The organism is Micromonospora sp. NPDC049139 (assembly GCF_055586845.1).
Window position 1 is genome coordinate 16,500 of the sequence record NZ_JBVJHK010000016.1, and the last position, 18,202, is coordinate 34,701.

Genomic DNA, 18,202 nt, shown 5'->3' on the forward strand with positions numbered 1-18,202 from the left:
AGCACCCTGCTACTCCTTGATCGCCAGTTTCAGCTGTTCGCTGACCTCACCAGCGGCCCCTGCGCTGGCCAGCATCTGCTCAGACTGATCGGCCAGGTACGACTGCCACTGGGACAGGTATTCGTGCGCGGCCCGACTGGCGGTTAACAGAGCGTCATACCTCTCTTGCAGGTCCTGTAGATGACGCTGCAGTTCGGTGACCTGCGGGCCGGCGTATCCGGTGCTCTGGGCGGCCTGCTGATAGGCGTGGACGATGATGTCCTCGGCCTGCCGCCGCGCTTCGGCGAGGATCTCCGCGCCCTCCACGCTGGCGTCGCCGATTGTGCGGTTGGCTTCCTCCTGAGCGCGCATCGTCAGCTCGACAGCCAATGGGTCAGCTGCTTGCGGTACGGCGCTCGGCAGGGTTCCGTGGCGGAGCATCTCGACCTGGTTGAGCAGGCTGGCCACCTCTCGTCCCCTACGATCGATTTCGCCGCGCAGCAGCGCGATCCGATCGTCCGCGAAGCGGACCACCGCGGCAACGTCAACTGCCGGGTACCAATGCGTGCGGCGTGAGCGGCGGGTGGCTACCAGGCTGAGGCGCTGGGTGACCTCGCCGGGCAGCGGCCGCTCCGCGTCCGGTGCAAGGTGTCGAGCACCGTGGTCAGTCATCGGACTCCTGTCCAGGTGAGGTCACGCGGCGTCGATCCAGCCGGCGCCGACAGAGGTGGGTAGAGCGAGTGGTCGTAGCTTTCGGTCAGAATCCGGGCAGGGTCTACACCAGAGGCGGTAAGGGCAGCGATCGTGGCCCGGGTCATCACAGGAGACCCGCAGACGAGGATGTCTGCGTCTGCCCACGGGCCGAGCCGCAGGGCGGTGTCGACGGCGCGCCCCACCTCGCCGTCCCACCCCCACCCAATTTCTACGGTTGGCACGTAGCGGAGCCACGGCTCGCCCAAGGTGTCAGACCACGCTGCTTCCGGCGCCGTCGCGGCCAGTTTCAGGAGCGCTTGGTGGTCGTACAGGTCGTCGGGTGTTTTTCCCCCCACCACCAGGGTGGTGGGACGGCCGGAGCCTTGCTGGATCTGCTCGAGGATGGCTCGCAGCGGCGCTACGCCGGTACCGCCAGCGATCAGCAGAAGCCGTCGGTGGGGTGCGCGGTCGTACGACGACAACGCGGTGCCCACGGGGTGCCCCAGCAGGAGTGTGTCGCCGAGTGCCGTCCGGCGCACCAAATGGGTGGAGAACCGGCCCGTCGCCCTCACGTGGAACTCGAGCGTTCCGTCGGGGCGGGGAGCGTTGGCGGGTGACAGGTACCGCCAGGTGCGCATTGCCGGCACCTGTGTCGGCAGAGACTGCCCCGGCAGGTAGTTGCACAGGTAGTTCGGTCGGACGGTGAACACGCAGATGTCGGCGCGGCGGCGCTCCGTGCTGGTTACCTCTGCCCGCCAGAACGAGGGCGCGACCCGTTCGGATCTGGCGGCGCCGGCGAGCATCAACTTCGCTACCGCCTCGTACGCCGCAGCCCAGTCAGCCCTTAAGCTTGGTGTCCACCCTGGTCCGACGAAGTGCTCCAGCGTTGCCACGAGTGCCTGGCCTACCCAGATGTAGTGCCGCTCCGCCAGCTGCACCGGTCGACCCTCGTGGTCTGATCCGTGGAACCGCCTGTGATCAGCGCCGAGACGCTGCGCGAACGTCGTGAGCGCATCCGGGTCGTCGATGTTCGTGATGATGTGCCCGAGCGAGGCGAGTAGCTTGTCCTCCTGATACCGCATGTCGGCTGGGAACATGGTCCGCGTCTCAGGAGCGATAAGGAACAGAGTCGCGTAGAAGTATTTTGCTGCTTCGGGGCCGGCGACGGCGAGCTGGTTCCAGCTCCGACGCAGCGCAGTGACGTCCATGTGTCAGCCCTCCTGCCGGGAGGCGAGGTAGTGGCGCTCACGCAGAGTCGGCTCGGGAAAGTACGGCGTGTGAACACCTGGCCAGAAACTCGGGTTAGGCGCCCGGGTGTCGTAGTAGCTGTGGTGCTCGGCGTGTAGGGCGGCCCATCCGACCGACCCGTTGATCCACGGCCAGTCGCCGTGGCCGGGCCGGCCAGCGCTGCCGGTCGTCGATGCTGGCTCGTTCCCGATCATCGGGCCGGTTCCGGCACGTTCCCCGCGTGTCCCCCGCGTGATCCTCCGTGCGGGCGGGCGTCGTCGCAGTGCCACGTCTCTCCCATCCCGTTCATGTTTCGCCTCTGGTCTGTGCCATACGGCCGGCACCGGACGGGAGTTCACATCTTTGACTCAGGACGGATCGCCGCTCGTAATGCCGGGTGGCGGCGGAAGACCGGGGCAGGGAGGGCTTGACCACGGCGCCGAGCCGGCGTGGTCGCCGAGCACCTGGTTGCCGCCGTGGCAGGGCCCTTGTCCGGAGCTGCTGCCTGCCCGGCTGAGGGGCGCCGACGGCGATGACCAGGCGGATGCTGGCGTCGATGGCGACCTGCAGGTTCGTCGAGTACCGGTAATTCTCGCCCCGCGGCGAGGCGGTGGTCCCGGGTCGGGATCACCTGCACCCAGGCATCTTCCGACGACCGTCCCTAACAGACACCTGTCGGGGTTACGAGACGTCCCTCAGACATTTTCCGCGCCCCCTGACAATAATCAGGCCGGACGCAACGGCCGGCCGCGGCGACCACCGCGACCGCCGCCACCCTCGCGACGCCGCGCCGCGAGATCTGCCATCGGGATGGAGGCTGGGTGATCCGGCCAGAACGTGCGAACACCACATTCAGCTCCCGCCTTGTGAGCACATGCCTGTGTCGTCATCGAGCTACGCTCCCTGCACGTAGGGACGCGGGTCCCGGTCACGGCGAGCGAACCGGGTTCAGCCGACAGGCCGACGATGCTGGCGGCAGCACCGGCCGAAGCCCGCCGAACCCACCTTGCTAATTCGCATTAGCATCTTGACGCCGCCGAGACGGCGCGCGCAGACTCGTCAACCAACGCACCCATCCGCGACGACCGTCCACACCGTACGGCCGCTCAGCGAAGGTGAATGACACCCGCTGACTCGTCACGGCCGCCCCCGCTCCCGCTGCCCCGGTCGGCCCACCTCACGAACGGAGAAACGCGATGACGCGTACCCCTGAAGGCTCCATCTCCCGACGCACGCTGCTGCGTGGTACGGCGGCCGCCGGCGTCGCGATCACCGGCGCCGGCCTTGCCGCGACGCCCACGCCCGCGCTCGCCGCACCGGCTGGCTTCCCCAACTATCAATACGTGCGCGACGCGTTCGCCGCCCCGTTGCGCTACAACCCGACCGGCGAGTTCATCTTCCCGTGCGTGCGCGGAGTCTACGACAAGATCAGCGGCTATCTCGGCCGCTACTACCTCTACTACGCGCCACACGACGCACCCGGCGGGATCTGCCTCGCCTACGCCGACCGACTCGAGGGCCCCTACACCGAATACCCGAACAACCCCATCATCGACCGGTATCTGCCGACCACCACGGTGAGCCACGTGTCGTCCCCCCACGTGGTGTGGGACGCGCCGACCCGGCAGTTCTACCTGTACTTCCACGGCGAGAACTACACGACCCGAGTCGCCCGCTCGACCGACGGCATCCACTTCACCGACGAGACCCCGATCCTGTCGACGAGACTGGTACCCAACACCACCGAAACCTCGTACGCACGAGTCTTCGAACACTCCGTGGCCGGCAAGGGCAACCGCTACGTGATGGTGTTCATGGGCTACCACACAATCGGACCGGGCACCCGAAAGATCTTCTGGGGCTGGTCGCCGAACGGCTGGAGCGGCTGGCAGTTCGACCCGAACCCGCTGGTGTCACCATCAGGCGACGGGCTAACCGACATCTCCGCGCCGCACCTGTTGAAGCGCAACGGCACCGCCTATCTCGCGTATCACGGCAACAGCGGCAACATGTATCTGACCGAAATCGGCAACAACTTCGACCGCGAAATCCACCTCGGAGTGTTCCACCGACCAATCGCGTCGGACAACGGCCGGGTCGCGGCACCCACGTTCGGCACCGACGGCGGCGTGAGCTACATGCTCTACGAGGCCGGGCCCCGCCTCGACGCCAGGATCTGCGTGGCCCGCGCGGTCTAGTGCTCTGACCGGGAAGGTTCACCGGGTTGGTGGTCGTGACGGTTGGATGTGCGGTGACGTCCGATCCGAGCGCTGGAGGCGCGGTGGCTGAGCCTGTCCGTGTACGCAGGCGGACCGACCAGGAGGGGCAAAAGCTGCAGCAGACCGTGCGCCGGGGCAGCACCAACTCGGTGCGCTACCGGCGCGCGATGATGCTGCTGGCCTCGGCCGGCGGGAACCGGGTGCCTGTGATCGCCCAGCTGGTCCAAGCCGACGAGGACACCGTCCGGGACGTGATCCACCGGTTCAACGAGATCGGCCTGGCCTGCCTGGACCCTCGCTGAGCGGGAGGCCGTCCCCGCCGACTCAGCCCTGACGAGGAAGACTTCGTCATCCAGACGGCCACCACCCGCCCCACCAAGCTCGGCCAGCCCTTCACCCGCTGGTCGATGCGCAAGCTCGCCGCCTACCTGCGGAAAGTGCACGGACGTGTCATCCGCATCGGCCGTGAAGCCTTACGGTGCCTGCTCCGGCGCCGCGGCATCACCTTCCAGCGCACCAAGACCTGGAAGGAGTCACCCGACCCTGATCGCGACGCCAAGCTGGAAGGATTCACCCGACCCTGATCGCGACGCCAAGCTCGACCGGATCGAGCAGGTGCTGGAACGCTTCCCGGACCGGGCTTTCGCCTTCGACGAGTTCGGGCCCCTGGGGATCCGGCCCACCGCAGGCTCCTGCTGGGCGAAGCAGGGCAAGCCAAACCGGCTTCCGGCGGCCTACCGCCGCACCCACGGCGTCACCTACTTCCACGGCTGCTACTCCGTGGGCGACGACCGCCTGTGGGGCGTCAACCGCCGCTGCAAGGGCACCGCCAACACCCTGACCGCGCTCAAGTCGATCCGCGCCGCCCGACCCGACGGCGCCCCGATCTACATCATCCTGGACAACCTCTCCGCCCACACCGGCGCGGGCATCCGCCGCTGGGCGAAGAAGAACAAGGTCGAGCTGTGCTTCACCCCGACCTACGCTTCCTGGGCCAACCCGATCGAGGCCCACTTCGGCCCGCTGCGGCAGTTCACCCTGGCCAACTCCCACCACCGCAGCCACCCTGCGCAAACCCAGGCACTGCACCGCTACCTGCGCTGGCGCAACACCAACGCCCGCCACCCCGACGTACTCGCCGCCCAACGCAAGGAACGCCCCCGCACCCGCAGCGAAAAGGGCATTCGCTGGGGCGGACGCCCCCCTCAACACCGCGGCCTGGCCAACCGCGAACAGCAGCCCCCGAACGCCGACGGGGCAAGTTCAGGAGAAGGACAGCGACAGAAGGATGACTCAGGAGGCGAACGGCTCGATCTCCCCCGCGAAGACGATGACCTGGTCGATGAGGCTCCGTCGCAGATGGACGACATCCGTTCCCGCCAGGCGGGGGCCTCCATCAGGCGTGGTGAAGACCCACCGGTACCGGGCCCATTCGTCAGGCATGTCCACCGCTGAGCAGCGCACCATCGTGCCGGTTCCCGCCGGGTGGCGTCGGATGTCCAGCACGAACCGCTCGACCGCCCCGATTCCTTCGCTGCGACCCAACGGCCCCCAGAAGACCACGTCTGAGGTCAGGGCCTGGGAGAGCAGGGCAGTCACATAGCTGTCGTCCGAGGCGTTGAACGCGGAAATGAACGTGTCGATCGCGGAGCGTGCGGTCTCTTCCTGCATGCCCCAGTAATACCAGCCGTTTCGCGTGCGCTCGTCCCACGAGCCGCCTTCCGATCACGGTGAACCTTCCCGGTCACAGCACTAGCAATACCTCCCCGTCACCGGCCACACGAGCAGCTCGGCCTGGAACGGGGCACCATCCAGCCGACGCCAGCGGCCCCGGAGCTCCTGCCCCGGGGCCGCCAGCCGTCAATGATCGTCAGTCGTTGGTGGTGTCCCAGCCGTAGTCGGGCAGGTCGAAGAAGTCGTCACCGTCGACCCGGTCGACGGTGCCGTCGGCCAGGCCGTCGAGCAGCGACTCCACGCCGGTCTGCACGCTCTGCACGAGCATGCCGTGCTGCTTCTGGCCCAGGTCGTCCTGCTGGCCGCGCACCTCGAACAGCACCGTGCCGGTGCCGTTCAGGGCGAACGCCGAGCGGCCCTGGCCCGCGTACTCCCGGTTGTCCGGGTGGTAGTACCGGCCGATGGCGGCGAGCTTCGACTGGTCACCGTACTTCGCGGTCATGCCGTTGGCGACGGTGAGGGCGTAGCGGCGGGACTTGTCCTGGTCCAGCGCCGGCCACTTCGCCTTGTACGCGGCGCCGTCCTGCACGCCGAGCGGCGGGTAGTCGAGCGAGACGGAGATGAGGTTGCCGTCCTGCTCACCGCCGGTGATCCGGTCGCACGGCCCCATGTGGTGCAGGTCGATGTACGCGTCGACGGCGCCCTTCTCCGCCCGCAGACCCACGTATACGTCGCGGATTGCCCGCGACTCGGGGGAGAGGAAGAACCCGGCGTCGGTGTCGCGGCCCGGAAGGTCGGTGGCGCGCGGCACGTAGTCGAGGTCGGGGTTGAAGTCGCGGTTCAGGTCGTAGCCGGGCAGGTTGATGCCGTCCCCGTTGAGCCGGTGGTACCAGGCGCGCGGGGCGCCGGCCAGCTGCGGGAACTCCGCGACCGTCGCGTCCCAGGACCGTACGTTCATCCGCCGGTTGAGCTCGCCGCCGTCGGGGTTGACCATCGGCATGGCGACGAAGGTGACCTCGGTGAGGATCTGTCGCGTCTGCGCGTCACCGGCGCTGCCCAGGCGCTTGAGGATCCCGAGCAGCGCCTCGGTGCCGGTCCGCTCGTTGCCGTGGATCGCGCTGGTGACCAGCAGCACCTTGTCGCCGGTGCCGACCCGGGCCGTGTACAGCTCCCGGCCCTCCGGCGAGCGCCCGACCACCTCGACGTCCACCCGGCCGCCGCTGCTGCGCTCGATCTGCGCCAGCTGGTCGCCGACCTGCTCGTGGTTGCTCCAGCCCGACCAGGACGGGTCCTCGGCGATCTTGCAGCTGCCCTGCCCCGGCCCCTCGGGAGCGGCGGCGGAGACCGCCGGAGCGGTGAGGATCGAACCGGCCAGCGCGGCCGTCACGGCGGCGGCCAGGGCCCCGCGGGATCGGATTGTCGACTTCGTGTGTACCTGCACGCGTAACTCCTCTCGTGGATCCACCGGCCACCGAGCGGGGCGCAGAAGAGCGCTGGTGACGCTCGGGGAGCGGACCACCTCTTGCTTCCGAGGATCTTGACCTGCGCGGACGGCGGATGCAATAGAGAGCTGCGCTTTTCTCGATGCGAGGGCAGGTTCCGGCCGACGCGGCGTCCTGCCACCCGGTGCGTGGTCTGATCGTCGATCACCTGCCTGCTCGGTGCTGGGTCCGGTGGCGATGCACAGCGTCGTGGTTGCCGCACCGGGTCGAGCAGTATTCGCGCCGCCCGTTGCGGCTGGTGTCGACGAACACCGTCACGCATGTCGACCGGGCGCAGACGCCCAGCCGCCGGCCTTCCGCCTCAACCGCGAAGATCGACAGACCGCCGGCCGTGACCGCTCGGACCCGGCCGACGACATCATCGTCCTCGGGCGTGAAGTGCAGGTGCGGGCGCAGCCCGTCGTGGGTGGTCAGAAACGCCCCGGTAGTCCCCTCGACCAGCAGCGCGTTGATCGTCGCGCAGCGCTCGTCGGTCCCGGGCGCCTCGAACACGGCTCGCAGCCGCACACCCCACATCCGCAGAATCTCTGCCTGCCGGGCCGTGAGAGCCGGTCGCGGATCTCGTGCGTACGCAGGACCGCCTCGATCTCACCCGTCCCGATCCCGCCCACGCCGGGCCGGCGTCCATCGCCGGCGCACAGACGCTACTCTCGATCGCCACGCTCCCGTTCATCGTCGGCCTGACCATGGGATGACCTTCCCCGCACCGGCGGCACACCGCCACGGCCAGGTCCGCGGGGCTGTCTCGACCGAGCGGCGTTTCGACCCAGGCCATCCGCCGGGAAGTCGACGTGTGGGGGGTCACCGCGGGGTGCGGGCCGGTCGTCCCATCTCGGCGAGGATTCCGGTGCCCTGACCGAGTTCGATGAGGTAGCCGTCCGGATCACGCAGGTAGCAGCGGATCTCCACCCCGTGATCCTTCGGTTCGGTCAGGAACTGTCCGCCGCGGGAACGCCACAACTCGTAGACGGCGCGGACGTCGGTGACCCGGATGTTGAGCGCGCCGCTGAGCACGTTCGGGTCCGCCGGTGCCTGCGCCCGGACGGTCGGCTTGTCGTCGGTCGGGCCGCCCTCGTCGTTGATCACGATGTAGCCGTTGTGCAGCCGGAGGATGGCCGGTTGCCGCTCGCGCACCACCGTCGCTCCCAGCACGCTGCGGTAGAACTCCCGCGAACGGTCCACGTCCCGCACGATCAGCAGGTGGGTGAGCACCAGCCCGTGCTCGGGCTGGAAGTAGTCGGGCGCCTCGTCCGTCACCGCAGTCTCCTCCGGGTCGGCCGGACGGGTACCCACGCGGGCGCCGGGCACACCTGTCCGCCTCCGGAACCACCCACCCTTGCCATTATCATTCTCGATAGTGATATCGTTGAGCCGTGGAGTTGTCGAGGGAACGTTGGGCGGAGTTGGCGCTACACCCGGTGCGCATCCGGATCCTGCGGGCAGTGGCGGGTGCGCGACTGACCACGCACGACCTGGCGGCGCTGCTGCCGGACATCCCGCAGGCCACGCTCTACCGGCACCTGGCCACGCTGGTCAAGGCCGGCCTGATCGAGGTGGTGGAGGAGCGCAGGATCCGCGGGGCCGTCGAGCGGGTCTACGCCCTGCCTGCCCACGGTGCGACCTTGGACGCCGCAGCCCTGGCCACCGCGACGCCCGAGGATCACGCCCGCTACTTCACCGCCTTCGTGTCGAGCCTGCTGTCGGAGTTCTCCCGCTACCTCGCCCGTGAGCGGATCGACTTCGCCGCCGACGGTGTCGGATACCAGCAGCTCGTGCTCCACCTGACCGACGCGGAGCTGGCAAAGTTCGCCGCCGACCTCAACCAGGTCATCGGCCCGCTGCTGGGCAACGAGCCCGGCGAGGGCAGGGTGCCTCGACTACTGGCCACCATCCTGCTGCCGGCCGATCAGCCGACAGCCACCGACAGCCCACAACAGACGCCGGAGCGGGACGAAGGCTCCGACCCGAGGGAAGGGAATGGCTGATGGCCTCGGTCACGGTTGCCGTCGAGCTGGTCGACATCCGGTTCACCGGGTGGGAGCGGCTCTGGATCGGGCGTGAGCGGCTGACCGTCCCCGTCACCGCGGTGCGGAGTGTGGCCATCGTGGCCGACCCGCTGCGCCTGGCGCGGGGCGCCCGGCGCGGAATGGTGGTGTCCGGCTTCGTCAAGATCGGTGTCTGGGGGTTGTTCGCTGGTCCCCGTCAGCTCGTGGCGGCACGCCGGGGCGAGCTGGGGCTGCATATCGTCCTGGACCGGGCGGCCGCCGGCGGTCAGTTCGACGAGGTCGTGCTCTCCGATCCGGCTGCGCCGGACATCGCGGACGCGATCGGACGCGCGTCGGCGGTCGGCGCATGAACGGCGACCGCCTGACGATCGAGGTCTCGCACCTGACCAAGCGGTACGGCGAGGTCACCGCCGTACGTGATCTGACCTTCACGGTCGAACCGGGCGTGGTCACTGGTTTCCTGGGCCCGAACGGCGCGGGCAAGACCACCACGATGCGCATGCTGACCGGCCTCGTGTCGCCCACCTCCGGCACCGCGACGATCGGCGGCCAGCCGTACGGGCGGCTGCCACGGCCGTCGCGCACCGTCGGGGCGGTGTTCGACGCGAGCGCGTTCCACCCCGGCCACACCGCCCGCGACCACCTGCGCGTCTACGCCGCGATGGGCGGCTACCGGGACAGCCGGGTCAGCGACCTGCTCGATCTGCTCGGCCTCGCCGAGGCCGCCGACCGCCGCACCCGCGGGTTCTCCACCGGCATGCGGCAACGGCTCAGCCTCGCCACCGCCCTGCTCGGCGACCCCTCGGTGCTGCTGCTGGACGAGCCGAGCAACGGCCTCGACCCCGAAGGCATGCTGTGGTTGCGTGGCTTCCTGCGCCGGCTGGCCGATGAGGGACGCACGATCCTGATCTCCAGCCACGTGCTCAGCGAGATCCAGCAGCTCGTCGACGACGTGGTGGTGGTCCGCCACGGCGAGCTCGTCGCCGCTGGACCGTGGTCACGGCTCGCCGGACCGCCAGCGGTGCTGGTGAGCTCGCCGGATGCCGACCGGCTGGCCGCCGCCCTGCGAGTCAGCCGGCCAGACGGCGACGCGCCGCGGATCGAAGCCGTCGGGGCAGGGCGGCTACGGGTATACGGGCTGGACGCGCCGCACGTCGCCGACCTGGCCGCCACGTGCCGGCTGCGGGTACACGAGCTGGTCACCGAGAACCCCAGCCTCGAACAACTCTTCCTCCACCTGACCACCGACAGGGCGACCACCGCATGAACCACCTGATCAAGGCCGAGTTCCGCCGGTTGTTGGCCACCCGCACGTGGAGCGGGCTGCTGCTCGCCGCCGTGCTGATCGGCGGCGGCATGACGGGCGCGATGGCGCTGGTCGGTCCGGAGAACTTCGACCCACCCATGCCCGGACTGGACACCGAAACCGGCATCCGCTCGGTCCTCGGCATCCTCGGTTACACCGCATTCGTGCCGGCCGCCGTCGGCACACTCGCCGTCACGTCCGAGTACCGGCACCGCACCGCCGCCGTCACGTTCCTGTTCGCGCCGCGCCGGTGGCAGGTGTTGGCGGCCAAGCTCGCCACGTACGGCGTCGGTGGACTGGCGTACGGGCTGGTCCTCGCCGGCACCGCCGCCGCAGCCCTCTTCGCGGTCGCCGCCGCCCGCGGCGTCGCGCTCGGCCTGCCGGCCGGCACGGTGCTGGCGTTGCTGGCCCGCATCGGCCTGGCCATGGTCGTGTACCTGCTGATCGGCGTGGGCATGGGCGCCCTGCTCCGCCACCAGGTCGTGGCCCTGTGCGTCGTGATCGGCTACCTGTACCTGGGCGAGACGCTGCTCATGATGATCCCCGGCATCAACGCGCTCTATCCAGTCCTGCCCGGCGGCGCCACCGCCTCCCTCACCGACTTCACCTACCTCGCCGACGCCATGTCCGAACAGGTCGGCAGCACGGCCATCCAACTACTGCCACCAGCCACCGGCGCACTACTGCTCACCGCGTACGCACTCACCGCCTCGCTGATCGCCGTCATCATCCCCATGCGCCGCGACATCACCTGACCTTCCTCCCCTTGCCGAGCTTTCGGGGCGGTCGGCCGTTACGGCCGACCGCCCCGAAGACGTCACCAGGCGGCGGATCGCGCGAGTAGTGGTTCCGATTTCCTCGCCCTATCGGCGCTCGGCGGTGGGGCCAGCGTTGTCCGCGACGGCAGCGGTCTCCGCGGCGAGTCGTTCGGAGGCGTCGCGAGTGGCGGAGAGTCAGGTCAGCTGATCCTGGGTGGGCTGGGCGTCGGTGGTCTGTTCCGGGTGGGGCGCGGTGCTGCGCAGGGTGATCGCCGCGATGACAGCTCCTGCGGCGGCGATGATCCCGGCGCCGACGAAGGCGGCGGAGTAGCCGTCGGTCAGGGCCGGCAGGTCGCCGAGTTGGTCGGCGCCGTAGGACGCTGCGACGGCGGTCATGGCGGCCAGGCCGAGGGCGGAGCCGACCTGGTAGCTGGTGTTGACGATGCCGGATGCCAGCCCGCCTTCCTCGGGGCGGGCGCTGGAGATCGCGGTGCCCAGCGACGGGATGAAGGCGAGTGACATGCCCAGCGCCGCGACGAGCGAGGCGGGCAGGACGTCGGCGACGAAGGTGCCGTCGGGGCGGATCAGAGCGAGCCATCCGAGGCCGGCGGCGAGGACCGCGAGGCCGGTCACGACCATGGGCTTGGGGCCGAACCGGTTGATGGCCCGCGGTGCGAGGGCGATCATCCCGACCATGATGAGGACGGTCATGGGCAGCAGCGCGGCACCGCTGGGGAAGGCGCTGTAGCCGAGGACCTGCTGCAGGTACAGGTTGAGGTAGAACCACATCGGGATCCAGGCCGCGCCGAGCAGCAGTTGGGCGATGTTCGCGGCGGCGAGGTTCGTGGCGCGGAAGATGGACAGGCGCATCAGCGGCTCCCGACGCGCGGCCTGGATGGCGAGGAACGCCGCCAGGGCGGCGACGGCGCCGGCCAGGACCAACCAGGTCTGCCCGGAGGACCAGCCGACCTCGGGGGCGCGCACGATGGCGTAGACGGCGGCCCCGAGACCGAGGGTCACGGTGAGCGCTCCGGCGACGTCGAGGGAGCCTCGGCGGGCGCCGCCGGCCGGCATCAGCGCCGGGGTGGCGAGGACGGCGACCAGTGCGATCGGGATGTTGATGTAGAAGACCCAGGGCCAGCTGACGTACTCGGTGATGACGCCGCCGAGGAAGACGCCGGCGGTGCCGCCGGCGGGTGCCGCGGCTCCGTAGAGAGCAAGGGCTCTGGTGAGTTCCCGCGGCTCGGCGCCGAAGAGCATCATCAGCAGGGTCAGCGCCGAGGGCGCGATCAGGGCGGCGCCAGCGCCCTGGACGGCACGGGCGGCCAGTTCGACGGCGACGCTGTCGGCCAGGCCGGCGGCGGCCGACCCGGCCAGGAGGATCAGCCAGCCGGCGGTGAACATGCGGCGGGCGCCGAACAGGTCGGACAACCGGCCACCGAGCAGCAGCAGGCCGCCGAAGGCGACGACGTAGGCGTTGAACACCCAGGACAGGTTCTCTGGCGAGAAGCCGAGGTCCGTCTGCATCCGAGGTAGAGCGACGCCGATGATCGAGGTGTCCATGATGACCATGAACTGGGCGAGCGCGATGAGGCCGAGCGCCCACCACCGCTTGGTCCTGGGTGACATCACAACCACTCCTTTATGCCCCTAGGGGGTACGGGTAAGTGGAGAATGTTTACCCCCTAGGGGTATTGGACGTCAAGTGATCCACGTCAACGACGCCCGATCACGCGAACCCCTTGCGCCATATACCCCCCTGGGGTAGCTTCCGCTTATCAAGAAAAGGCGGATCGTGACGGGACACCGGCACCCAGACAGAGGACGGGACCACGCCGCAGCTCCGCCGGGCTGAGGGAGGACTCCGGGTGACCAGGAGGCCCCGTCAGATCCTGATCTGCCTTGCCCACCCACACCCACCAGAGGAGATGTCCATGTGCAACAGCGAATCCGGTTGCGGCTGCGCCACTGCCGTTGACACCGCCCCGGCAGCCACCGCCACCCAGGACGGCGTCCGGACCACCTACACCGTGTCCGGAATGACCTGCGGGGGCTGCGCCAACTCCGTGCGCAAGCACCTCAGCACCGTCGCTGGCGTCACGCGCGTCGAGGTCGATGTGACCGACGGCCTGGTCACCGTCACCAGCGACGCCGCCCTGGAGACCGCCGACGTACGCACCGCGGTCGAACAGGCCGGCTATCAGCTCGTCGGCTGACCACCTGGCCGGTCGTGTCCGTCCCAGGCACGGGCACGACCGGCCGCGCCCCTGCCGCAACAACACGGTCACAGGAGTCGACATGACTGGTGCAGATCATCCCGACCACTACCCCACCAGCCCTGGGCTCGTGGTCTACGGCACCGGCTGGTGCCCCGACGTGCGGCGCAGCCGGGCCGTGCTCGACGCCGCCGGCGTCGCCTACCACTACGTCGACCTCGACCGGGACCAAGCCGCCACCAGGCTCGTCCGACGGCTGCAGCACGGACGTCGACGCGTCCCCACGCTGCTGTGGCCGGACGGCACCTGCCTGGTCGAGCCCACGGATGAGGACCTGCGGACTCACCTCGACCAGCGAGAAGCAGAATCCAGCACCGGTGACCGGTGACGGCCTACCGGCCACCACCGCCGCTGGAGCGAGAAGAACATGGCGAGGCCGAGGTATCTCGCCGCGAGCCGATGGAGCGGGAGATCTGGGGGCCGCCTGGCGGCGGTCCGGCGTTCCGGAACGCGCTGCCGGACCGTCCGGGCGGCACCCGTGCGGCTGCCACCCGGACCACCCTTCAGTCGCTGGGACCCCCTCCAGTGATGAGCTGCCCGAACAGGTCGGTGCTGATGTTGCCGCCGGAGACGACCAACCCGACCCGGCGGTGCGGCATTCGGACCCGGCCTGCCAACATCGCGGCTACGGCAAGGGCGCCGCTCGGCTCAACGACGAGCTTCATCCGATCGAACAGGAATTTCATCGCGGTCAGAATTTCCTCGTCGGTGACCACGACGACGTCGTCCACGAGCCGCTGAATGATGGGAAACGTGACATCCCCGGTCCGCTCCCCGGTCACACCGTCCGCGATGGTGCGGGGCACCGGTATGCGGACCGGTTGACCGGCCAGCAGAGATCGCCGGTTCTTGTCCCCGGCCTCGGTCTCCACCCCGACGATGTACGTGGTGGGTGCGATCGCCCGAAGGGCGGTGGCACAGCCGGCCAGCTGCCCGCCACCGCCGAGCGGGACGACCAGCGCATCCAAACCGTCGACGTCGTCCCAGAGCTCCACCGCCGTCGTGCCCGCACCGGCGACCACGTCCGGATGGTCATACGGTGGGATCACGGTCAACCCGCGCTCGGCAGCGAGCCGGTCGGTGATCTCGAACCGGTTGTCGGTGTAGCGGTCGAACGTGACCACCTCGGCGCCGTAGTGGGCGGTGGCAGTCACCTTGGACGCCGGCGCGTCACGCGGCATGACAACGACGGCGTGGGAGCCGAGCACATGCGCGGCCAGCGCGACCGCCTGCGCGTGGTTGCCTGAGGAGAAAGCGATGACGCCACGGCGGCGGGCATCGTCGTTCAACCGGGCGACGGCGTTGTAGGCGCCCCGGAATTTGAAGGCACCGACGCGTTGGAAGCTCTCACATTTGACGAACGCCGTGGCGCCGGTTCGCTGGTTCAAGGTGCGTGAAGTGAGGACGGGTGTGCGGTGGGCGACGCCGAATAGCCGTTTGGCCGCGGCATGCACGTCGTCAGCGGTGACAGTGAGGCGATTCGTCATCGTGAGGTGACTCCTTGCGGGACGGCTGTGGCGGGGAGCGGCGCGGAGGCGGGCTCGAGTCGACCGGAGCGAGCCAGCAGAGCGACAGCACCGGCGCAGACTGCCCCCGTCGCGGAGAGCGCCAGCCAGGGCAGCGCGGGAAGCTCCCAACGCTCAGCTAGCCCCCAGACGGCGCCAGTAGCGAGGTTCCCGGCGGTGATCCCGATGCCGGCGAAGGTGTTGTACAGGCCGTAGTGGGTCGCGACAAGCCGGTCCTGGGCAAGCGCCACGATGGTGTCCATCTCGAACGGGTACGCCACCACGGCGCCCAGGGTGAGCAGCACCGTGGCGGCCAGGGTCGGAAGAATCGCCAGGGTGGCCGCGCCCAAGGAACTCTGGCGGGCGGTCAGCCCGGCGGTCGCCGCCAGCGGCAGGAACGCCGCTGCCATCAGGGCCAGGCCGGCGGCGACGGCCCTGCCGGATTCCCAGCGATGCCGCGCCCAACCGGTGGTCCGGACCTGCCCCATGACCGCCACCACGGCGGAAAGGGCGAACAGGACACTGCTGCCAATGTCACCGCTCTCCCCCAGCACCTTGGCCGCCTGCAACGGAAGGGCGAGGTAGAGCTGCGACGACAGCACGTAGGAACCGATCATGGCTAGGGAGAACAGAAGGAACGAGCGGTTGCCGACGACCTGCCGCCAGTCGGCTCGCACCCCACCGACACCGTGTGGCCGGCCGTCGACCGTGGGCGCGGACCGCGCCGGCAGGGCACGGACTTGCACCACGGTGAGCACCAGGAAGATCATCGCCGCGGTCATACAGACGAGCCGGAAGTCCTGGCTGATCAGGGCAAGCCCGACGACCGGCCCGATGAGGATGCCAGCTTGGTAGAAGACGTTGAATGCGGCAAACGCCTCGACTCGGCGTTCCCCGGCCTCCGCCGCGACGTACGCCCGCACCGCTGGATTGAACAGCGCGCCGGCGAGCCCGGTGGCCACCGACGCAACCAGCAGCATACGCAGGTCGGAGCCAAGACCGAGCAGCGCGAATCCCATGGTCCGCAGGGCGCAGCCGAGGACGATCATCGGTTTGTAGCCGAGCCGGTCGGCGAGCATGCCGCCTACGAAGAACATGCCCTGCTGGCTGAGTGTGCGCACCCCCAGGATCAGGCCCACGGTCCAGGCGGCCATGCCCAGACCCGAAGCGAGATGGTTGGCCAGGTACGGCATCAGCATGTAAAAGCCGAGGTTGATGCCGAACTGATTGACCATCAACAGTTGGAGGGGCCGGTCGAACGAGCCGACCTGATGCCAGGTGCCCTTCACCACGGTCTCCTCCTGGCGTCCCAGCGTGCCCCAAGGCCGCTGCCGGCTCTGCCGTCCCCTGCGCCGGCCGGCGGCGCCGTTTCGGCACCAGCACCACCGCGCGGTGCGGGATCGATGACGGTGACGCACCGGGTCCAGCGGGTAACCTCGCGCTCCTGCGGGTGGCCGAGGTGCTCGGGTTGCGGGGCCGGTGGCCGATCTAGCAGACGGTGGCGGCGGCAGTAGTCGTCGTTGAAGATGGTGTCGACGTACCGAGCCGCCCCGTCGGGAAAGATGGCCGCGACCCGGGTGGACGGAGGGTGGGTGCGGGCGACCCAGGAAGCGACAACCGCGACGGCGCCCACGCTCCAACCGCCGGTGAGGTAGCGGGCGGCAGCCAGACGCCGACATGCCCATACTGCTTCGGCCGGCGAGACCCAATGCACTTCCGCGAAGGCCCTGTAGTCGACGTTGCGGGGGTAGATGCTGCTCCCCAGCCCTCGCATCAGGCGTGGCCGGTCGGGTTGACCGAAGATCGTCGACCCGACGGTGTCGACCCCGACCAGTCGCAGGTCCGGGTTCGTCTCCCGCAGCACTCGGGAGACACCGGCGCTGTGGCCGCCGGTGCCGACGCTGCACACCAACACGTCGACGTGTTTGAGCTGCGTTGCGAGTTCCCGGGCCAGTCCCTCGTAGGCCCTCACGTTGTCGGGGTTGTGGTACTGGTCGGGGCACCAGGCACCCGGGCGTTCCGCGAGCAGCTGGGCGACCCGGTCCCGGCGTGCCTGCTGCCAGCCACCCTGCGGGTGCGGCCTGTCGACGACGTCGACCTCGGCACCGTAGGCGGCCAGCAGGTGCCGCATGTGGGGTTCCATCCCCGCGTCGGTGACCAACGTGACGGGATGCCCGTAGAGCATCCCCGCCAGGGCCAGTCCAAGTCCGAGGGTCCCCGAGGTGGATTCGACAACTGGTGCTCCCGGAGCCAGGTCTCCTCTCCTTCGTGCCTGACCAAGTAGGTAAAGGCCTGGCCTGTCCTTGATTCCGCCGGGATTGTGGCCTTCCAGTTTGGCCCAGAAGCCGGTCTCTTTCTGCCCGGTCAGGTCGGGAATCCATAGAACCGGGGTGTTTCCCACCAGGTGCTCGGGAGTCGCTGCGGCCATCGCCGCACTGGGGACAGGTTGATCTGCAACGCCGTGGGAGGCGTCAAGGTACTTCGCCACAACATGCCTTTCGTCGTCTCGTCTACGCCTACGGTCACCGTCAGGAAGCGCAGACCCTGTGGGTGGGGGTCCGCGCTGCCGGCGCCGCTATATGCGAAGGACCGACGAAGATGCTCCTGCCATCGTGAGCGGCACCAACGAACGCGTGAGGTGGCACGGCCATCGGTGGACGGATGAAGAGACGCCGTCCATGTGTCTGTGTACGGGCAGGGCAGGGGAACCGATTGCTTCGGTGACGGACCTGTAGGGCATGACCATTGCCGCTGTCGCCAGATGCGGGCACCTCTCGGAGCGAGTTGGAGTGCTCGGGAGCGACGAGTCGGCGTCATCCGTGCCGGGCGAGGCGCCTTCGACCGGATGGTCATGGTGGCCGAGCGGCATGGAATGGGCCGAGGCGGAGGGTGCGCACCAGCCGGCGAGCATGACCAGCCCTGCCACAGCCAGGACGACCAGGAGGCTGGCCAGAGGAGCCTGCGACGCCGGGCGCAGCCAGTGACGTCGCACCACAGGTCCTCCCACTAGACATAACCGTCGAACCTGGGCGATAGCCCACATTCACCGACGTCAGC

At 69.2% G+C, this 18,202-nt stretch carries 16 protein-coding genes and 3 pseudogenes; 8 read left to right on the forward strand and 11 right to left on the reverse strand.

Going from position 1 to position 18,202, the window contains the following annotated elements; all coding sequences use genetic code 11:
• Positions 1-9: 9 nt before the first annotated feature.
• The 4 genes and pseudogenes from ACZ6Q9_RS23970 to ACZ6Q9_RS23985 all read right to left on the reverse strand — a co-directional run.
• Positions 10-651, reverse strand: a complete 642-nt coding sequence (locus ACZ6Q9_RS23970) for a hypothetical protein (protein WP_396829620.1) — start codon at positions 649-651, stop codon at positions 10-12.
• Positions 648-1,880: a globin domain-containing protein gene (locus ACZ6Q9_RS23975; protein WP_393271128.1), complete on the reverse strand. Its 1,233-nt coding sequence runs from the start codon at positions 1,878-1,880 to the stop codon at positions 648-650. Before ACZ6Q9_RS23975 ends, ACZ6Q9_RS23970 begins: the two co-directional genes overlap by 4 nt.
• 3 nt (positions 1,881-1,883) lie before the next feature.
• Positions 1,884-2,078, reverse strand: a pseudogene (locus ACZ6Q9_RS23980) (nitric oxide synthase oxygenase); the annotation flags it as partial.
• 322 nt (positions 2,079-2,400) lie between these two features.
• A pseudogene (locus ACZ6Q9_RS23985) lies at positions 2,401-2,530 on the reverse strand (IS5/IS1182 family transposase); the annotation flags it as partial.
• 565 nt (positions 2,531-3,095) lie between these two features.
• Between ACZ6Q9_RS23985 and ACZ6Q9_RS23990 the strand changes: the two are divergent.
• Positions 3,096-4,097 carry a glycoside hydrolase family protein gene (locus ACZ6Q9_RS23990; protein WP_393455068.1) on the forward strand — a complete coding sequence of 334 codons (1,002 nt, stop codon included), beginning with the start codon at positions 3,096-3,098 and terminating at the stop codon, positions 4,095-4,097.
• A gap of 83 nt (positions 4,098-4,180) precedes the next feature.
• Positions 4,181-5,312: pseudogene (locus ACZ6Q9_RS23995) on the forward strand (IS630 family transposase); the annotation flags it as partial.
• A gap of 676 nt (positions 5,313-5,988) precedes the next feature.
• Here ACZ6Q9_RS23995 and ACZ6Q9_RS24000 read toward each other — a convergent pair.
• The 3 genes from ACZ6Q9_RS24000 to ACZ6Q9_RS24010 all read right to left on the reverse strand — a co-directional run bounded on the left by ACZ6Q9_RS24000 (position 5,989) and on the right by ACZ6Q9_RS24010 (position 8,551).
• Positions 5,989-7,233, reverse strand: a complete 1,245-nt coding sequence (locus tag ACZ6Q9_RS24000) for a M14 family zinc carboxypeptidase (RefSeq protein ID WP_393455070.1) — start codon at positions 7,231-7,233, stop codon at positions 5,989-5,991.
• 205 nt (positions 7,234-7,438) lie between these two features.
• The gene (locus ACZ6Q9_RS24005) at positions 7,439-7,786 is read right to left on the reverse strand and encodes a CGNR zinc finger domain-containing protein (protein WP_393455073.1); all 348 of its coding nucleotides are present in this window, start codon (positions 7,784-7,786) and stop codon (positions 7,439-7,441) included.
• A 309-nt stretch (positions 7,787-8,095) separates the two neighbouring features.
• Positions 8,096-8,551 (reverse strand): VOC family protein, encoded by a 456-nt coding sequence (locus tag ACZ6Q9_RS24010; RefSeq protein ID WP_393271135.1) that lies wholly within the window; start codon positions 8,549-8,551, stop codon positions 8,096-8,098.
• 116 nt (positions 8,552-8,667) lie between these two features.
• On the opposite strand from ACZ6Q9_RS24010, the gene ACZ6Q9_RS24015 reads away from it, so the two are divergent.
• From ACZ6Q9_RS24015 to ACZ6Q9_RS24030, 4 genes are read left to right on the forward strand one after another with little or no spacing between them, the layout of a single operon-like run.
• Complete coding sequence (locus ACZ6Q9_RS24015) at positions 8,668-9,279, forward strand: helix-turn-helix domain-containing protein (protein ID WP_393455076.1); 612 nt, start codon at positions 8,668-8,670, stop codon at positions 9,277-9,279.
• Positions 9,279-9,650: a hypothetical protein gene (locus ACZ6Q9_RS24020; RefSeq protein WP_393271139.1), complete on the forward strand. Its 372-nt coding sequence runs from the start codon at positions 9,279-9,281 to the stop codon at positions 9,648-9,650. The genes ACZ6Q9_RS24015 and ACZ6Q9_RS24020 overlap by 1 nt, the downstream gene beginning before the upstream one ends.
• Entirely contained in the window at positions 9,647-10,567 is a 921-nt protein-coding gene (locus ACZ6Q9_RS24025) for an ABC transporter ATP-binding protein (RefSeq protein WP_393271140.1), read from the forward strand. Before ACZ6Q9_RS24020 ends, ACZ6Q9_RS24025 begins: the two co-directional genes overlap by 4 nt.
• On the forward strand, positions 10,564-11,361 hold the full coding sequence (locus ACZ6Q9_RS24030) for an ABC transporter permease (RefSeq protein ID WP_393271142.1): 798 nt from the start codon (positions 10,564-10,566) through the stop codon (positions 11,359-11,361). The genes ACZ6Q9_RS24025 and ACZ6Q9_RS24030 overlap by 4 nt, the downstream gene beginning before the upstream one ends.
• 198 nt (positions 11,362-11,559) lie before the next feature.
• Here ACZ6Q9_RS24030 and ACZ6Q9_RS24035 read toward each other — a convergent pair whose 3' ends face one another.
• Positions 11,560-12,993: an MFS transporter gene (locus tag ACZ6Q9_RS24035; RefSeq protein WP_393455079.1), complete on the reverse strand. Its 1,434-nt coding sequence runs from the start codon at positions 12,991-12,993 to the stop codon at positions 11,560-11,562.
• A gap of 305 nt (positions 12,994-13,298) precedes the next feature.
• Between ACZ6Q9_RS24035 and ACZ6Q9_RS24040 the strand changes: the two genes are divergently transcribed.
• Positions 13,299-13,580 (forward strand): heavy-metal-associated domain-containing protein, encoded by a 282-nt coding sequence (locus ACZ6Q9_RS24040; protein WP_393455082.1) that lies wholly within the window; start codon positions 13,299-13,301, stop codon positions 13,578-13,580.
• A gap of 82 nt (positions 13,581-13,662) precedes the next feature.
• Positions 13,663-13,968 carry a glutaredoxin family protein gene (locus ACZ6Q9_RS24045; protein WP_393268602.1) on the forward strand — a complete coding sequence of 102 codons (306 nt, stop codon included), beginning with the start codon at positions 13,663-13,665 and terminating at the stop codon, positions 13,966-13,968.
• A 175-nt stretch (positions 13,969-14,143) separates the two neighbouring features.
• Here the strand turns inward: ACZ6Q9_RS24045 and ACZ6Q9_RS24050 are convergent, their stop codons facing one another.
• From ACZ6Q9_RS24050 to ACZ6Q9_RS24060, 3 genes are read right to left on the reverse strand one after another with little or no spacing between them, the layout of a single operon-like run.
• Positions 14,144-15,127 carry a threo-3-hydroxy-L-aspartate ammonia-lyase gene (locus ACZ6Q9_RS24050; RefSeq protein ID WP_393455085.1) on the reverse strand — a complete coding sequence of 328 codons (984 nt, stop codon included), beginning with the start codon at positions 15,125-15,127 and terminating at the stop codon, positions 14,144-14,146.
• Complete coding sequence (locus ACZ6Q9_RS24055) at positions 15,124-16,380, reverse strand: MFS transporter (protein WP_393455611.1); 1,257 nt, start codon at positions 16,378-16,380, stop codon at positions 15,124-15,126. Before ACZ6Q9_RS24055 ends, ACZ6Q9_RS24050 begins: the two co-directional genes overlap by 4 nt.
• Before the next feature lie 50 nt (positions 16,381-16,430).
• Entirely contained in the window at positions 16,431-17,573 is a 1,143-nt protein-coding gene (locus ACZ6Q9_RS24060) for a PLP-dependent cysteine synthase family protein (RefSeq protein WP_393455088.1), read from the reverse strand.
• Positions 17,574-18,202: the final 629 nt, after the last annotated feature.